Here is a 13,126-nt window from a genome sequence, read left to right as displayed (position 1 = left end):
TGTGGCCGCCTGCCGATCACTCCCCCACCGTCGATCTTCGATCGACACCTCCCCCACGGGGGGGAGGATCTTCAGGGAATCCCGATCGGCCCCACCAACCCGGCGTCCCCGCCCTCGACCAAAGCCTTGACCAGCACCCGGCGCTGGTCGGCCGGGCCGGGCATGGTCGCCCGGGCGGCGGGCTCGGCCGAAAAGCCGATGCGGCCGAAATAGGGGGCGTCGCCGACCAGCAGCACGGCAGGCCAGCCGGCCTTGGCGGCCGCTGCGCAGGCGGCCTCGACCAGGGCCTGGCCCAGGCCGTGCTTGCGCTCGTCGGCGTCGACGGCCAGGGGACCCAGGAAGGCGACGGCCTGGTCGCCCACCTTCACCGGCCACAGCCGCACGCTGCCGATCACCCTTCCATCATGCAGGGCCACGAACGAGCAGTCGTCCAGCTTGCGGTTGCCCTCGCGCAGGCGCTCGGACGACTTGGCGAACCGGCCGGGGCCGAAGGCGCGGTCGACCAGCACCTCGACGGCGCGAGCGTGCTCGGGCCGCTCGATCAGGATGGACGGCGGGACAGGCGAAGGGACGACGGCGGAAGACGACATGGGCGCTAAACGATCCGGAACACGAAAAGGGGACATAGCCCCGGATCGTGACGCGGCCGAGACGGCCGCCTCCGGGGCGTTAGACGCGGACTCCGGTCCGCGCGGCGCAGGTTCGTCGCAGGCGTCGCATGGCGGCGCTTCCTTCCGTTGGAGGGCGCGAAATAGGGCCTGGGGCGCATGGCGTCAATGAAATCAACGGTCGCATCAAACAAACTCGATTGCGGCGACGCTCGCCCGGAGACATGGTCCGCCGCGATGACCGACCTCCCCCCCGACCCCGACTCCGTCCCTTCGGCCCTCGAAGCGCCAAAGCAGGAGGGGGATACGTCCATGCGCGCCCTGCTGCGCCAGACCGACTTCCTGTTCTTCTGGACCGCCCGCTTCGTCGCCACCCTGGCCGTGCAGATCCAGGCGGTGACCATCGGCTGGCAGGTCTACACCCTGGCCCGCGAAACCGGCCATGACGAGGGCCAGGGCGCCTTCCTGCTGGGCATGGTGGGCCTGGCCCAGTTCATTCCGCTGTTCTTCCTGGCCCTGACCGCGGGCGAAACCGCCGACCGGCATGACCGCAAGGCGATCATGACCGCCGCGATCGGCGTCGACATCCTGTGCGCCGGCGGCCTGGGCCTGCTGGCCTGGTCCGGACACACGGCCCTGTGGCCGATCTTCGCCATCGCCGTGCTGTTCGGAGCCGGGCGCGCCTTCCTGTCGCCGGCCTCCAGCGCCATGGGCCCCATGCTGGTGCCGCGCCCGCTGCTGCCGCGCGCCATCGCCTGGAACTCGCTGTCCTGGCAGAGCGCCTCGATCATCGGCCCCGCCCTGGGCGGCCTGCTGTGCGCGATCTCGCCGGCCACGGCGTTCGGGGCCTCGGCCGGCCTGTTCCTGCTGGGCGGCCTGTGCCTGCTGGGCATCCGCCAGTCGACCAAGCCGGTGGTGCAGCCCGGCTCGCGCTGGACGCTGATCAAGGAGGGCCTGGTCTATACCTGGCGCAACAAGATCGTCTTCGGCTCGATCTCGCTGGACCTGTTCGCCGTGCTGCTGGGCGGGGCCACGGCCCTGCTGCCGGTGTTCGCCCGCGACGTGCTGCATGTCGGGGCCGAGGGCTTCGGCGTCCTGCGCGCCGCCCCGGCCGTGGGCGCGACCCTGGTGGCGGTCGTCCTGGCCAGCCATCAGATCCGCCGCCGCGCGGGCCTGCTGATGTTCGGCGCCGTGGCGGTGTTCGGCGCGGCGACGGTGGTGTTCGGCCTGTCGCAGTGGATGTGGCTGTCGGTGGCGGCCCTGGCGGTGCTGGGCGGGGCCGACATGGTCTCGGTCTATATCCGCCAGACCCTGGTGCAGCTGGTCACCCCTGACCCGATGCGCGGCCGGGTCGCCGCCGTCTCGGGCCTGTTCATCAGCGCCTCCAACGAGCTGGGCGAGTTCGAGAGCGGCGTCGCGGCGCGGTTCCTGGGCCCGGTCGGCGCGGCGATCTTCGGCGGCGTCGGGGCGCTGGTGGTGACCGGGGCGTGGGCCAGGATGTTCCCTGAACTGAGGAAGGCCGATCGGCTGGAATAGAGGGACGTGCGCGGGACGGGGACAGGCACATGCGCCTGTCTCCAGCCGTGGCTGTCCCCGGCCGTGGTCTCGACTATACCCCCGCCAACCGCGCCAACGCCTCGCCCGTCATCCGGCGCACGATCCACTCGTCCATCGCCGCCGCGCCCAGACTGTCGTAGAAGGCGATCGATGGGGCGTTCCAGTCGAGCACGGCCCATTCCAGGCGGCCCAGGTTCTCGTCGACGCAACGCCTGGCCAGGTTGGCCAGCAGCGCCTTGCCCGCGCCCGAGCCGCGCGCCTCGGGTTGGACGAACAGGTCCTCCAGATAGATCCCGTGCCGGCCGACGAAGGTCGAGAAGTTGTAGAACCACAGGGCGAACCCCACCGGCCGCCCGTCGATCTCGGCGATGTCGCAGAAGGCCTTGGGATTATCGCCGAACAGCGCCACCGTGATGTCGTCCCGCGTCGCCCGCACGTCGTCCAGCAGCTTCTCGTAGGCGGCCAGGTCGCGGATGAACCGCAGGATCAAATCGCCGTCGGCGGCGACGGCGGGACGAACCGAGACTTGGGTGGTGACGGGCATATGGCGGTCTCTTCGGACTATCTGGACTTCGTGCTGGAACAGCTGGCGCCGGTCGGGCCGCTGACCTCGCGCCGGATGTTCGGCGGAGTCGGGCTCTACGCCCAAGGCCTGTTCTTCGCCCTGGTCGACGACGACACCCTTTACCTGAAGGGCGACGAGACCCTGCGCGCCGATTTCGAGGCGGCGGGCAGCACCCAGTTCGCCCCGTTCGGCATGAGCCCGATGGCCTACTGGACCGCCCCGGCCGAGGCGTTGGACGACCCGGACCTGATGGTGGACTGGGCGCGCCGCTCGATCGCCGTGGCGGCGGCGCGCAAGGCGCGCAAACCTTAGCGCAGTGCGTCCTTCGAGGCTCGACTACGTCTCGCACCTCAGGATGAGGAAGGTGGATTGGCGCTGAATTCCTCATCCTGAGGTGCGCGCTCCTGAGCGCGCCTCGAAGGACGCAGGGAGCCTATCCGATCACCACCCCCGGCGGCGGGACGCTGTCCTCGGGCACGAAGAAGTCCGGCATCAGGGTGGCGGTGGGGTCCACGCGGTACCGGTCGAAGTCGCGCACGCCCTCGGCGTAGAGGAAACTATCGTCAATCACGAACTGGCCGGTGAACTCGCGCGAGGGCTTGAGGAACATGGCGTGGGCCGCGTCGGCCATGATCTCGACCGTGCGGCAGTGCTTGAGGCCCTCCTCGCCGGTCAGGGCGAACTGGATGGCGGCGGTGGCGATGGCGGTGCGGGGCCACAGGGCGTTGCAGGCCACGCCGTCGGACCGGAACTCCTCGGCCAGGCCCAGCATGCACAGGCTCATATTGTACTTGGCCATCGAATAGGCCACGTGCGGCGCGAACCAGCGGGGCTTGATGTCCAGCGGCGGCGACAGCGCCAGGATGTGCGGGTTGGCCGCCTTCTTCAGGTGCGGCAGGCAGATCTTCGAGGTCAGGAACGTGCCGCGCCCGTTGATCTGGTGCATCAGGTCGTAGCGCTTCATGTCGGTCGACAACGTGCCCGTGAGCGAGATCGCCGAGGCGTTGTTCACGCAGATGTCGATGCCGCCGAACGTCTCGACCGCCTTGTCGACCGCGGCCTGGACGCTGGCCTCCTCGCGCACGTCGACCACCAGCGGCAGGGCCTTGCCGCCGGCCGCTTCGATCTCTTCGGCGGCGGTGTAGATGGTGCCGGGCAGCTTGGGGTGCGGGTCGGCGGTCTTGGCGGCGACGACGATGTTGGCGCCGTCGCGGGCCGCGCGCAGGGCGATGGCCAGGCCGATGCCGCGCGAGGCGCCGGTGATGAACAGGGTCTTGCCAGCTAGGGACATCGATCAGGCTCCTGGAAATCCACCCACACTATAGGCCCGCCACGTTCAAGAGACCTTCGAGAAATCCGGCGCGCGGCGCTCGGCGAAGGCCATGAAGGCTTCGCGCGCCTCGGCGGTCTGCAGGCGCTGGCCGAACAGCTCGCCCTCCTTGTCCATCAGGGCCGAGATCGCCTCGGCGTCGCGCATCAGCGACTTGGTCGTCGTCAGGGCCCCCAGCGGACGCTTGGCCAGCTGGTCGGCGGCGGCGCGGGCCTTGGCGCGCAGGTCTTCCAGCGGCACGCAGGCGTTGGCGATCCCCCAGGCGGCGGCCGTCTCGCCGCTGACCGCCTCGCCCAGGGCGAACATGGCGTAGGCGCGGGCGTGGCCGATGCGGGCCGGCAGCAGCAGGCTGGAGGCGGCCTCGGGCACGAGCGCCAGGTTGACGAACGGCACGGTGAGCCTGGCGTCGGGGCTGGTGAACACCAGGTCGCAATGCAGCAGCATGGTCGTGCCCACGCCCACGGCCTGGCCCTGGACGGCGGCGATCAGCGGCCGGGTGGCCTTGGCCAGGTTCTTGAGGAACCGCATCACGTGGCGCTCGCCGGTAAAGGCGCCGGTGGCCTGGGCGGCGAAGTCCTGCAGGTCGTTGCCGGCGCTGAAGCTATCGCCGTCGGCCTGGAACACCACCACCCGCACGGCCGGGTCGGTCTCGGCCTTTTCCAGGTTGTCGGCCAGCACGCCGTACATGGCGTTGGAGAGGGCGTTCTTCTTGTCCGGACGGGCCAGGGTGAGGGTCATCACGCCGGCGTCGATCTCGACCTTAACCTGGTCGCTCATGAGGGGTCTCCTTTGGGGAACTTGGTTTGCAGGCTGGCCAGCCAGCGCGACACCACGGCGATCTCGTCGTCCGTGAAGCCGGCGGTCAGGTGGGCGTTGAGGCCTTCGACGCCGGCCTTGGCGTCCTCGCGGGCCTCGCGCCCCTTGTCGGTGAGATAGAGGCGCAGGGCGCGGCCGTCCCTGGGATCGGGCCGGCGCTCGACCAGCTCGGCGCGGACCATGCGGTCGACCAGGCCGGTCATGGCCGAGGGCGCCAGGTCCAGGGCCTCGGCGGCCTCGCCGATCAGGGCGCCGTCCTTCTGGCCCAGCACGAACAGGGCCCCGGACTGGGCGGCCGTCAGCCCGCCCTTGGCGGCCATCTTGGCCTCGACATAGCGCTGCACCCGGCGGTGGGCGACATTGAGCAGGAACACCAGGCGGCGGTCGGGAGGCGTGGTCATGGCGCCATAATTATAGTTCGCGCGCGAAATATCAAACGAATGTTTCGACCCTTCGCGAAAAACATTCAACCGATCGGTTGACTCTCGTCGGGTGACACTACACATTCAACCACATGGTTGAATTACTCACCCCCCAGCTGGACAGCGTCTTCCACGCCCTCGGCGACGGCACCCGCCGCCGGATGCTGCGCGAACTGGCCAACGGCGAGCGGACGGTGGGCCAGTTGGCCGAGCCGTTCTCGATCTCGCTGGCCGCGGCCTCCAAGCACATCAAGGCCCTGGAAAGCGCCGGCCTGATCCAGCGTGAGGTCCGCGGCCGCACGCACCTGTGCCGCCTGGATCCCGGCCCGCTGGCCACGGCCCACGAGTGGCTGAACTTCTACGAACACTTCTGGACCGGCCGTCTGGACGTGCTCGACCGGCTCCTTCGCGAGGAGGACGCCCGCAACACCCCGCCCCCGAAACAAGGAGACGACCAATGAGCGACCTCGCGACCCTTTCCGCCTATGGCGAAGTGATCGAGCCCCTGACCCTGAAGATCCAGCGCCTGCTGCCCGGTCCCGTCGACCGCGTCTGGGCCTATCTCACCCAGAGCGACCTGCGCCGCCAGTGGCTGGCGGCCGGCCAGATGGAGATGAAATCCGGCGCGCCGTTCGAGCTGGTCTGGCGCAACGACGAACTGAGCGACCCGCCCGGCACGCGGCCGGACGGCTTCGGGGCCGAGCATCGCCTGGAAAGCCGGATCCTGGCGCTGGAGCCCAACCGCAGGCTGGCCTTCACCTGGAACCAGGGCGAGGTCTCGTTCGAGCTGGAGCCGGCCGGCGACAAGGTGCTGCTGACCGTCATCCACCGCCGCCTGCCCGACCAAACCCAGCTGCTGAACGTCAGCGCCGGCTGGCACGCCCACCTCGACGTGCTGGTCACCCGGATCAGCGGCAAGCCGCAGACGGCCTCGTTCTGGGACGGCTGGAGCAAGCTCAAGGCCGAGTACGAAAAGCGGCTGTCGGCCTGAGATCAAACTGGGGACAGGCGCATGCGCCTGTCCCCGATCTAGTCCGCCGCCCGATACCAGTTCACCCCGTAGGCGTCGGCCTTGCGCGTCGCCAGACCGCGGCCGATCAGGCAGTTGAGATGGGCCAGGGCCTCGCCCGTAGCCATGCCCAGCAGGTCCGGGCCGATCGGCCGGGCGAACAGCGACCCGAACACGTCGACCGCCCGCTTGGGCTCGGCCAGCTTTCCGGCCAGCCGCCCCAGGCCGCGCTCGTGGCCCGAGATCAGGCCGTCGATGCGGGCGTGCAACCCCCGGAACGGGTCGTTGTGGGCCGGCAGGACCAGCACGGTGTCGGGCACGACAGCCTTCACCTTGGCCAACGAGGTCAGCCAGTCGCTCAGCGGATCGGCGTCCGGCTCGGTCGGGAACACCGAGACGTTGGACGAGATCCTGGGCAGCACCTGGTCGCCGGAGATCAGCACGCCCAGCGCCTCGCACCACAGGCAGGCGTGGTCGGGCGAGTGGCCCTGGCCGGTCACCACCCGCCAGTCGTGGTCGCCGATGCGGAACACCTCGCCGTCGCTCATCCGGCGATAGCTGTCGGGCAGTTGGTAGATCGCCTTGCCGAAGCCGCCGAACCGGGCCTTGTAGTTCTCGATCGCCTCCTCTTCCCAGCCGGCGGCGCGGAAGAACCGCACCCCGTCCTCCGGCGCCTCGCGGCAAGTATCGGCCACCAGCATCCGGCACTGGAAATATTCCAGCCGGGTCATCCACAGGCGGACGTCGAACTTGCGGGCGATCCAGCCGGCCAGGCCCACATGGTCCGGATGCAGATGGGTGACGATCACCCGGGTGACGGGTCGCCCCCCCAGGGCCCCGACGAAGGCCGCGCGCCAGGCCTGGGAGGTCTCCTTGGTCTGCAGGCCGGTGTCGACCACCGCCCAGCCCTCGCCGTCGGCGATCGCCCAGACATTGATGAAGCCCAGCGAGCCGCCCAGCGGCTGGCGCAGCCACAGCACCCCCGGCGCGACCTCGACGGCCTGGCCCGAGCCAGTCTCCGGCGCCGTCTCGAACGGATAGACCAGCCGCGGCCTGTGCGTTTTTTCGGCCGGTTGGGGCGCGTCTTCCTCGATCCCGTCGCGCATCTGCGTCCTCCGGTCGCGACCATCGTCATGATTGCGCCCCCGTCGGACGACATCTTGACCCTCGATGCAAGCGGGCCTTAAGTCCGCCGCGAGGAATTTACCCCAGGAGACGTACCCCATGAGGCCCATCGCGATCGGCTTGACGGCCGCCCTCGCGCTCGCCGCGCTCGTTCCCGCCACCGTGATCTCGGCGGCCAAGGACAAGGAAAAGCCGGCCGCCGTCGACGCCAAGGCCCGCGAGGCCGGCATGAAGGCCGCGCCCGACGTCGCCAAGGCCGCCGGGATCTCGTGCACGGTCACCGACGCCCGCCTGATCGGCAACGACAAGAAGACCAGCACCGACTATTACGAAGTCGCCTGCCAGCAAGGCCTGGGCTTCGCGCTGCTGGCCAAGAAGGACGCCGCGCCCCAGGCCTACAGCTGCCTGGAAACCGCCCAGCCCGGCGCCGACGGCAAGCCCAGCGCCCTGGCCTGCGTGCTGCCCGCCAACGCCGATCCCAAGACCGGCCTGGCGCCGTACCTCGCCAAGGCCAATACGGCCTGCGACATCCAGAACGCCCGCGCCATCGGGGCCGGCGCCAAGAACGCCTATTTCGAAGTCGCCTGTAAGGGCGGCGCCGGCTACATCGTTCAGACCTCGGCCCCGATCAATGTCGACCAGGAGGTCACGGTCAACAGCTGCCTGCTGTACGAGGAAGGCGGCAATGTCAGCTGCAAGCTGACCGACAAGGCCACCCAACTGGCCGTGGTCGACACCCTGAACGCGGCCTCGGGCAAGAACTGCGCGATCAAGGACAAGCGCTACATCCTCAGCACCAAGACCGACAACTATTTCGAAGTCGCCTGCCAGGACGGCAAGGGCTACGTGCTGCAGCAGGCCGCGGCCGGCGGCGCCCTGGTCAAGGCCATCGACTGCGCCCAGGCCGGCTTCGTCGGCGGCGGCTGCACCCTGAGCGACGCCGTGGCCGCCCAGACCGAGCAGGCCGGCCTCTACAGCAAGCTGGCGGCCAAGGCCGGCTTCGACTGCAAGGTCGAGAAGTACGGCATGCTGCCCAGCAACGATCCCCGCAAGGAGATCGTCGAGATGAAGTGCTCCAACCGTCCGGACGGCGGGATCGGCATCTTCACCGGCACCAGCAACACCGTCTACGACTGCGTGACCTCGGAAATGAACGGCTACCGCTGCAGCTTCACCAAGCCGGACGCCGCCTTCCCCCGCCTGACGGCCGACCTGAAGGGCCTGGGCAAGGGCAGCTGCACCGTCTCCGGTTCGCGCATCATCGGCCAGACCGCGACCCAGGGCTTCGTCGAGGTCGCCTGTTCGGACGGCCTGCCGGGCTGGGTGATGGCCTATCCGCTGAACCAGACCACGCCGAAGCCGGCCGAACTGCTCTCGTGCCTGCAGGCCAAGGGCGTGGGCGGCGGCTGCAAGCTGCCGACCAACCAGACCAAGAGCTGATCGGGTCTCAAGCCTGAAGCAGCAAGCCCGCCGGGAGCGATCCCGGCGGGCTTTTTGTTGTTGAAGCCAGGGGCCTCGAAGTTGTCATCCCGGAAGCCTCGCAGAGGCTGTCGAGGATCCGGGGGATTGGGCGAAGGCCTTGCGGCTCACCTGGGTCTCGGACAAGCGCTGCGCCCGCCCACCGTCAGGCGGGCCGCTTGCGCGCCTCGAGGCCGGGATGGCGACCTTATAGGTTAGCCGCGGCTTTCGGCTTCAGCGCCAGCAGCCCCACGAAGCTCAGCCCCGCCGCCACCGCCAGATAGAGCCCCACCGGAACCAGGCCGCCCCGGTTGGCCAGGGCCTGGGCGATCGTCGGCGCCAGGCCGCCGCCCAGGATGCCGCCGAGGTTGAAGGCCGCCGAGGCGCCGGTGTAGCGCACCCGGGCCGGGAACAGGTCGGGCAGGAAGGCGCCCAGCGGTCCATAGACAAAGCCCATGACCAGCAGGCCGATCGCCAGGAAGGCGCCGATGGTCGGCAGCGAGCCGGCCACCATCATCAGCGGCAGCAGGATCCCGACCCCGACCGTCATGGCGCAGCCGGCCATCAGCACCCGGCGCGGGCTGGCGGCGTCGGCCCAGTAGCCGGCCACGACGATGCCGGCCGCCATGAACAGGATGCCGATCAGCTGGGCGCTCAGCATGGCCGTGCGGCCGTAGCCCAGGTCCTTGGCGCCGTAGCCCAGCGCGAAAGCGGTCATCAGGTAGTAGACGGCGAAGCAGCAGACGGCCGCCAGGGTGCCGCAGAGGGTGGCCTTCCAGTGGTCGCGCAGCAGCTCGCCCAGGGGCACGGCCGGCGGCGCCTCGTGGGCGATGGCGGCGGCGAAGTCGGGGGTCTCGGTCAGCTTCAGCCGCACCCACAGTCCCACCCCGACCAGGGCCGCGCTGCCCAGGAACGGCAGGCGCCAGCCCCAGGCCTGGAACTGGTCCGGCGTCAGGACCAGGCCCAGGATCAGGAACAGGCCGTTGGCGGCGATGAAGCCGACCGGCGCGCCCAGCTGCGGGAACATGCCAAACCGCGCCCGCCAGCCCGGGGGCGCGTTCTCGACCGCCAGCAGGGCCGCCCCGCCCCACTCGCCGCCCAGGCCGAAGCCCTGGCCGAACCGCAGCAGGCACAGCAGGGCCGGCGCCAGCCAGCCGGCCGTGGCGTAGGTGGGCAGGAAGGCGATCGCCAGGGTCGAGCCGCCCATCAGCAGCAGCGAGGCCACCAGGGTCGACTTGCGTCCGATCCGGTCCCCGAAGTGGCCGAAGGCCACGGCGCCCAGCGGCCGGGCCAGGAACGCCACGCCCAGGCTGGCGAAGGCGGCCATCTGCTGCAGGCTGGCCGACTTGGACGGGAAGAACAGCTGGCCGAACACCAGCGAGGCGGCGGTGGCGTAGATATAGAAGTCGTAGAACTCCACCGCCGTGCCCACCAGGCTGGCGGCCAGCACGCGGCGGTTGGAATTGGTCGCGGTCGGTTGGTCGGTATTGGCCATGACGCCCTCGAAGAACTTGGCCATGGCTTGGCGGGCGGAAAGCGTCTCGTCAACCGGTAGAGAGAAGAATGACCCCGATCAGCAAGGTGGTCGGCCGCCGGCGAGCGATTTCGTCCCGCGGACCGTTGTCTGCGGACAGGATATTGCGCCGGCCAGACATCTCACTCTTCTAGCAAGCGCACCCGGTCCGCCAGGTCCGGCGCCGTCCGCGTGATCGCCCAAAAGCGCCGATCAGCGGTCACCACCTGGGTTTGCTCGCGGATCGCCAGGGCGAGATAGAGACAATCATAGACCGGATGACCCAGCCGCTGCGCCAGGGCGGCGGCCATGGTCAGGTCGTCCTCGATCGGGATCGAGGTCACTGGCGCGTTGAACAGTTCGGATAGCCGCTCCTCGGCCTCGCCGGCGCTGAGTTCGCCGCGCAGATTGCGCCGCCACAGGGCGTTGGCCGCCTCCAGCAGCCACAGGGACGGCGCGATCAGGTCCTGGTCGAGCAAGGCGTCGGCGGCGTCCTGGCCAGACTCGGCCAACACCCATTTCAACGCCACCGAGGCGTCGACCACCAGCGTCACCGGGCGTCGCGATCCAGTCGGATCAGATCGGCCGACTCCCCGACGATCCGGCCTTGGGTCTGTTCCCGCAGGGACGCGGCGCGCTCGCGAAAGGCGGCGCGTCCTGCCTTGAGGGCGGCTTCCAGGATCAGGCGATGCTCGGCCTCGGCGCTGCGGCCATGGGCGGCCGCCCGGCGCTTGAGCGCTTCGACGACGTCACGCGGAACGTCACGGACAAGGAGCTGGGCCATGCGGGGATGATATCATTTGATAGCGCGGCCGGCAATCGACCCATAGCCCTTCGTCGCTTTCATGCGTTAGAACCTCCGCCATGAAAGCCCTGCCCAACATCCTGACCTCCGCCCGCCTGGTCATCGCCCTGTTCATGTTCGTGGCCCTGGCCGCGGCGGCCGGCGGCGTGCCGTGGCTGAGCGACCAGCTGAGCGTGGACCAGCAGATGTCGCTGCAGCGCTGGGCGTTCTGGGCGTTCGTGGTGGCGGCGGTGACCGATTTCTTCGACGGCTGGCTGGCGCGCAAGCTGGACGCGGTCAGCATCTGGGGCGCGATCCTCGACCCGATCGGCGACAAGATCCTGGTCTGCGGCGCTCTGCTGGGCCTGATGGCCCTGGGCCCCAACCCGATGGTGATCCTGCCGGCCGGCCTGATCCTGTTCCGCGAATTCGCCGTCAGCGCCCTGCGCGAGGTTGGCGCCGGCAAGGGCGTGAAGCTCCCTGTCACCCTGCTGGCCAAGTGGAAGACCACCCTGCAGCTGGTGGCGATCGGGGCCGAGATGGTCCTGGCCTCGTGGTCCGCCTTCCACCTGCCGACCGATCCGACGGTGGTCAGCCCGGCCACAGTGGCCATCCACGCCCTGCTGTGGGTGGCGGCCGCCGTGACGCTGATCACCGGCGCTCAGTATTGGGAAGCGGCCCGCAAGGCGCTGGTTTAGGGGGTTCGGAGAGCCCCCTCCCCCTGTGGGGGAGGCGGCCGAAGGCCGGTGGGGGGAGTTTTCGGATCGAGGGATCGTGGGTGCGGCCACCTGCCGATCACTCCCCCCTCCGTCGGCTTCGCCGACACCTCCCCCACAGGGGGAGGATCTAGGGAGCCGTCATTCCGCCGCCAGCAGCGAGGCCGGCGGCTCGTCGTCCTCGATCGTCTCGGGGTCGCGCAGTAGCCATTCGGCGTCGGGCGCCTCGCGTCCGGCCCGGGTGCGTTCCGCCCGCATCATCAGGGCCAGCCAGCCGCTGCCCGCCGTCAGAAACACCATGATCGCCTCCGAAGCGCTCCGTCGTTGTTGAGAATGACTATCAACAACGACGGAGGCAAGGCGTCTTTCTGGAGTCAGTCGCTTCAGGCTGCTTCGGCCGCGGCGGCCTTGCGCTTGGCGGCCGTCGCGCCGCGCTTCTTGGTCGCCGCTTCCAGGGTGACCTGGCGACGCTTGGAGGCTTCCAGTTCCAGGACGGGCAGGACCTCTGTCGCGGCCAGGCGCTGGGCGGGCGTGCCCACGATGTCCAGGCGGCGGGCGTTGGCCAGAAGCGTGACCAGCTCCTGGTCGTTCAGCAGAGGAATCCGCTCGATCAGGGTCATGGTGCACTCCTCGGAAAACAAAAACTCCCGCGGTAGCGCGAGAATTAGCTTAACGTTCAAGGTGCCGCCTAGGGTCCAAAACTATTTGCGTTTTAAGTCGATTCACGAATTCACTTGCCGAGAGCCTCCATGCGGGTCATGGTGGATTATCGAAATTCGCTGACGTTCGGCCTGCTTTTCCATGCTCTCCTTAACGAGAGCGCCGGACGCGCCCACCGACCCCCAACGAAATTTGATCGTCGCGCGGAACGACTCCGCCGACGAATATTGACTGCAAGGACTACCACTATGGCTACCGGCACCGTGAAATGGTTCAACGGCACCAAGGGCTTCGGCTTCATCCAACCTGACGACGGCGGCGCTGACGTCTTCGTGCACATCTCGGCCGTTGAACGCGCCGGTCTGCGCGGCCTGGACGAAGGTCAGAAGATCACCTACGAACTCGAGCGCGACAACCGCTCGGGCAAGATGTCGGCGGGCCAACTGCAGGCTTAATCGCCTCACGCTCACGAGATTTGGAATGGGTCGGCGCCTGGCGCCGGCCCATTTTTCTTGCGCGCTCCCCTGGGGCGCGTAACAGGGTTCGAAGGTTTCGGCAGCGAG

General features: G+C 69.1%; 18 protein-coding genes. 7 read left to right on the top strand and 11 right to left on the bottom strand.

The features are described from left to right. Positions 1-71 precede the first annotated feature (71 nt). Positions 72-590, bottom strand: a complete 519-nt coding sequence (locus J2X41_RS21455) for an N-acetyltransferase (RefSeq protein ID WP_310085642.1) — start codon at positions 588-590, stop codon at positions 72-74. Between the two features lie 255 nt (positions 591-845). Here J2X41_RS21455 and J2X41_RS21450 point away from each other — a divergent pair, with 255 nt between their 5' ends. Then, positions 846-2,144: an MFS transporter gene (locus J2X41_RS21450; RefSeq protein WP_310085638.1), complete on the top strand. Its 1,299-nt coding sequence runs from the start codon at positions 846-848 to the stop codon at positions 2,142-2,144. A gap of 73 nt (positions 2,145-2,217) precedes the next feature. Here J2X41_RS21450 and J2X41_RS21445 read toward each other — a convergent pair whose 3' ends face one another. Further along, positions 2,218-2,709 (bottom strand): GNAT family N-acetyltransferase, encoded by a 492-nt coding sequence (locus tag J2X41_RS21445; RefSeq protein ID WP_310085635.1) that lies wholly within the window; start codon positions 2,707-2,709, stop codon positions 2,218-2,220. Here J2X41_RS21445 and J2X41_RS21440 point away from each other — a divergent pair, their 5' ends adjacent. Further along, complete coding sequence (locus J2X41_RS21440) at positions 2,710-3,042, top strand: TfoX/Sxy family protein (RefSeq protein ID WP_310085633.1); 333 nt, start codon at positions 2,710-2,712, stop codon at positions 3,040-3,042. 121 nt (positions 3,043-3,163) lie between these two features. Here J2X41_RS21440 and J2X41_RS21435 read toward each other — a convergent pair whose 3' ends face one another. The 3 genes from J2X41_RS21435 to J2X41_RS21425 are packed head-to-tail and all read right to left on the bottom strand — an operon-like array spanning position 3,164 to position 5,277. Further along, on the bottom strand, positions 3,164-4,021 hold the full coding sequence (locus J2X41_RS21435) for an NAD(P)-dependent oxidoreductase (RefSeq protein ID WP_310085629.1): 858 nt from the start codon (positions 4,019-4,021) through the stop codon (positions 3,164-3,166). A gap of 45 nt (positions 4,022-4,066) precedes the next feature. After that, positions 4,067-4,837, bottom strand: a complete 771-nt coding sequence (locus J2X41_RS21430) for an enoyl-CoA hydratase (protein ID WP_310085627.1) — start codon at positions 4,835-4,837, stop codon at positions 4,067-4,069. Continuing rightward, positions 4,834-5,277 carry a MarR family winged helix-turn-helix transcriptional regulator gene (locus J2X41_RS21425; protein ID WP_310085625.1) on the bottom strand — a complete coding sequence of 148 codons (444 nt, stop codon included), beginning with the start codon at positions 5,275-5,277 and terminating at the stop codon, positions 4,834-4,836. Before J2X41_RS21425 ends, J2X41_RS21430 begins: the two co-directional genes overlap by 4 nt. Before the next feature lie 113 nt (positions 5,278-5,390). Here J2X41_RS21425 and J2X41_RS21420 point away from each other — a divergent pair, with 113 nt between their 5' ends. Both J2X41_RS21420 and J2X41_RS21415 read left to right on the top strand, forming a co-directional pair. Next, complete coding sequence (locus J2X41_RS21420) at positions 5,391-5,759, top strand: metalloregulator ArsR/SmtB family transcription factor (RefSeq protein ID WP_310085623.1); 369 nt, start codon at positions 5,391-5,393, stop codon at positions 5,757-5,759. Continuing rightward, positions 5,756-6,289, top strand: coding sequence for an SRPBCC family protein (locus J2X41_RS21415; RefSeq protein WP_310085621.1), 534 nt, complete (start codon positions 5,756-5,758; stop codon positions 6,287-6,289). Before J2X41_RS21420 ends, J2X41_RS21415 begins: the two co-directional genes overlap by 4 nt. A gap of 38 nt (positions 6,290-6,327) precedes the next feature. Here the strand turns inward: J2X41_RS21415 and J2X41_RS21410 are convergent, their stop codons facing one another. Then, positions 6,328-7,413 carry an MBL fold metallo-hydrolase gene (locus tag J2X41_RS21410; RefSeq protein WP_310085619.1) on the bottom strand — a complete coding sequence of 362 codons (1,086 nt, stop codon included), beginning with the start codon at positions 7,411-7,413 and terminating at the stop codon, positions 6,328-6,330. A gap of 118 nt (positions 7,414-7,531) precedes the next feature. Between J2X41_RS21410 and J2X41_RS21405 the strand changes: the two genes are divergently transcribed. Next, positions 7,532-8,872: a hypothetical protein gene (locus J2X41_RS21405; RefSeq protein ID WP_310085617.1), complete on the top strand. Its 1,341-nt coding sequence runs from the start codon at positions 7,532-7,534 to the stop codon at positions 8,870-8,872. A gap of 226 nt (positions 8,873-9,098) precedes the next feature. Here the strand turns inward: J2X41_RS21405 and J2X41_RS21400 are convergent, their stop codons facing one another. The 3 genes from J2X41_RS21400 to J2X41_RS21390 all read right to left on the bottom strand — a co-directional run bounded on the left by J2X41_RS21400 (position 9,099) and on the right by J2X41_RS21390 (position 11,187). Beyond that, entirely contained in the window at positions 9,099-10,385 is a 1,287-nt protein-coding gene (locus J2X41_RS21400; RefSeq protein WP_310085746.1) for an MFS transporter, read from the bottom strand. A gap of 161 nt (positions 10,386-10,546) precedes the next feature. Beyond that, the gene (locus J2X41_RS21395; RefSeq protein WP_310085614.1) at positions 10,547-10,957 is read right to left on the bottom strand and encodes a type II toxin-antitoxin system VapC family toxin; all 411 of its coding nucleotides are present in this window, start codon (positions 10,955-10,957) and stop codon (positions 10,547-10,549) included. Beyond that, positions 10,954-11,187, bottom strand: a complete 234-nt coding sequence (locus J2X41_RS21390) for a FitA-like ribbon-helix-helix domain-containing protein (protein WP_310085613.1) — start codon at positions 11,185-11,187, stop codon at positions 10,954-10,956. Before J2X41_RS21390 ends, J2X41_RS21395 begins: the two co-directional genes overlap by 4 nt. An 80-nt stretch (positions 11,188-11,267) precedes the next feature. Here J2X41_RS21390 and pgsA point away from each other — a divergent pair, with 80 nt between their 5' ends. Beyond that, positions 11,268-11,885, top strand: coding sequence for a CDP-diacylglycerol--glycerol-3-phosphate 3-phosphatidyltransferase (pgsA, locus tag J2X41_RS21385; protein WP_310085610.1), 618 nt, complete (start codon positions 11,268-11,270; stop codon positions 11,883-11,885). 159 nt (positions 11,886-12,044) lie between these two features. On the opposite strand, the gene J2X41_RS21380 is transcribed toward pgsA, so the two are convergent. Together J2X41_RS21380 and J2X41_RS21375 are read right to left on the bottom strand one after the other, a co-directional pair. After that, positions 12,045-12,203, bottom strand: a complete 159-nt coding sequence (locus J2X41_RS21380) for a hypothetical protein (protein ID WP_310085608.1) — start codon at positions 12,201-12,203, stop codon at positions 12,045-12,047. An 83-nt stretch (positions 12,204-12,286) separates the two neighbouring features. After that, positions 12,287-12,523: a hypothetical protein gene (locus J2X41_RS21375; RefSeq protein WP_310085604.1), complete on the bottom strand. Its 237-nt coding sequence runs from the start codon at positions 12,521-12,523 to the stop codon at positions 12,287-12,289. A gap of 288 nt (positions 12,524-12,811) precedes the next feature. Between J2X41_RS21375 and J2X41_RS21370 the strand changes: the two genes are divergently transcribed. Next, positions 12,812-13,018, top strand: a complete 207-nt coding sequence (locus J2X41_RS21370; RefSeq protein WP_007666377.1) for a cold-shock protein — start codon at positions 12,812-12,814, stop codon at positions 13,016-13,018. Positions 13,019-13,126 lie beyond the last annotated feature (108 nt).

The organism is Caulobacter sp. BE254 (assembly GCF_031457295.1).
Taxonomy (GTDB): domain Bacteria; phylum Pseudomonadota; class Alphaproteobacteria; order Caulobacterales; family Caulobacteraceae; genus Caulobacter.
The sequence above is the reverse complement of the archived record's forward strand: the minus strand, read 5'-3'. Positions and strand labels throughout refer to the sequence as shown.

What these genes read in the sequence shown, in the direction of transcription:
- J2X41_RS21455 (WP_310085642.1), bottom strand. Translation starts at nt 590, where the DNA reads ATGTCGTCTTCCGCCGTCGTCCCTTCGCCTGTCCCGCCGTCCATCCTG.
- J2X41_RS21450 (WP_310085638.1), top strand. Translation starts at nt 846, where the DNA reads ATGACCGACCTCCCCCCCGACCCCGACTCCGTCCCTTCGGCCCTCGAA.
- J2X41_RS21445 (WP_310085635.1), bottom strand. Translation starts at nt 2,709, where the DNA reads ATGCCCGTCACCACCCAAGTCTCGGTTCGTCCCGCCGTCGCCGCCGAC.
- J2X41_RS21440 (WP_310085633.1), top strand. Translation starts at nt 2,710, where the DNA reads ATGGCGGTCTCTTCGGACTATCTGGACTTCGTGCTGGAACAGCTGGCG.
- J2X41_RS21435 (WP_310085629.1), bottom strand. Translation starts at nt 4,021, where the DNA reads ATGTCCCTAGCTGGCAAGACCCTGTTCATCACCGGCGCCTCGCGCGGC.
- J2X41_RS21430 (WP_310085627.1), bottom strand. Translation starts at nt 4,837, where the DNA reads ATGAGCGACCAGGTTAAGGTCGAGATCGACGCCGGCGTGATGACCCTC.
- J2X41_RS21425 (WP_310085625.1), bottom strand. Translation starts at nt 5,277, where the DNA reads ATGACCACGCCTCCCGACCGCCGCCTGGTGTTCCTGCTCAATGTCGCC.
- J2X41_RS21420 (WP_310085623.1), top strand. Translation starts at nt 5,391, where the DNA reads ATGGTTGAATTACTCACCCCCCAGCTGGACAGCGTCTTCCACGCCCTC.
- J2X41_RS21415 (WP_310085621.1), top strand. Translation starts at nt 5,756, where the DNA reads ATGAGCGACCTCGCGACCCTTTCCGCCTATGGCGAAGTGATCGAGCCC.
- J2X41_RS21410 (WP_310085619.1), bottom strand. Translation starts at nt 7,413, where the DNA reads ATGCGCGACGGGATCGAGGAAGACGCGCCCCAACCGGCCGAAAAAACG.
- J2X41_RS21405 (WP_310085617.1), top strand. Translation starts at nt 7,532, where the DNA reads ATGAGGCCCATCGCGATCGGCTTGACGGCCGCCCTCGCGCTCGCCGCG.
- J2X41_RS21400 (WP_310085746.1), bottom strand. Translation starts at nt 10,385, where the DNA reads ATGGCCAATACCGACCAACCGACCGCGACCAATTCCAACCGCCGCGTG.
- J2X41_RS21390 (WP_310085613.1), bottom strand. Translation starts at nt 11,187, where the DNA reads ATGGCCCAGCTCCTTGTCCGTGACGTTCCGCGTGACGTCGTCGAAGCG.
- pgsA (WP_310085610.1), top strand. Translation starts at nt 11,268, where the DNA reads ATGAAAGCCCTGCCCAACATCCTGACCTCCGCCCGCCTGGTCATCGCC.
- J2X41_RS21380 (WP_310085608.1), bottom strand. Translation starts at nt 12,203, where the DNA reads ATGGTGTTTCTGACGGCGGGCAGCGGCTGGCTGGCCCTGATGATGCGG.
- J2X41_RS21375 (WP_310085604.1), bottom strand. Translation starts at nt 12,523, where the DNA reads ATGACCCTGATCGAGCGGATTCCTCTGCTGAACGACCAGGAGCTGGTC.
- J2X41_RS21370 (WP_007666377.1), top strand. Translation starts at nt 12,812, where the DNA reads ATGGCTACCGGCACCGTGAAATGGTTCAACGGCACCAAGGGCTTCGGC.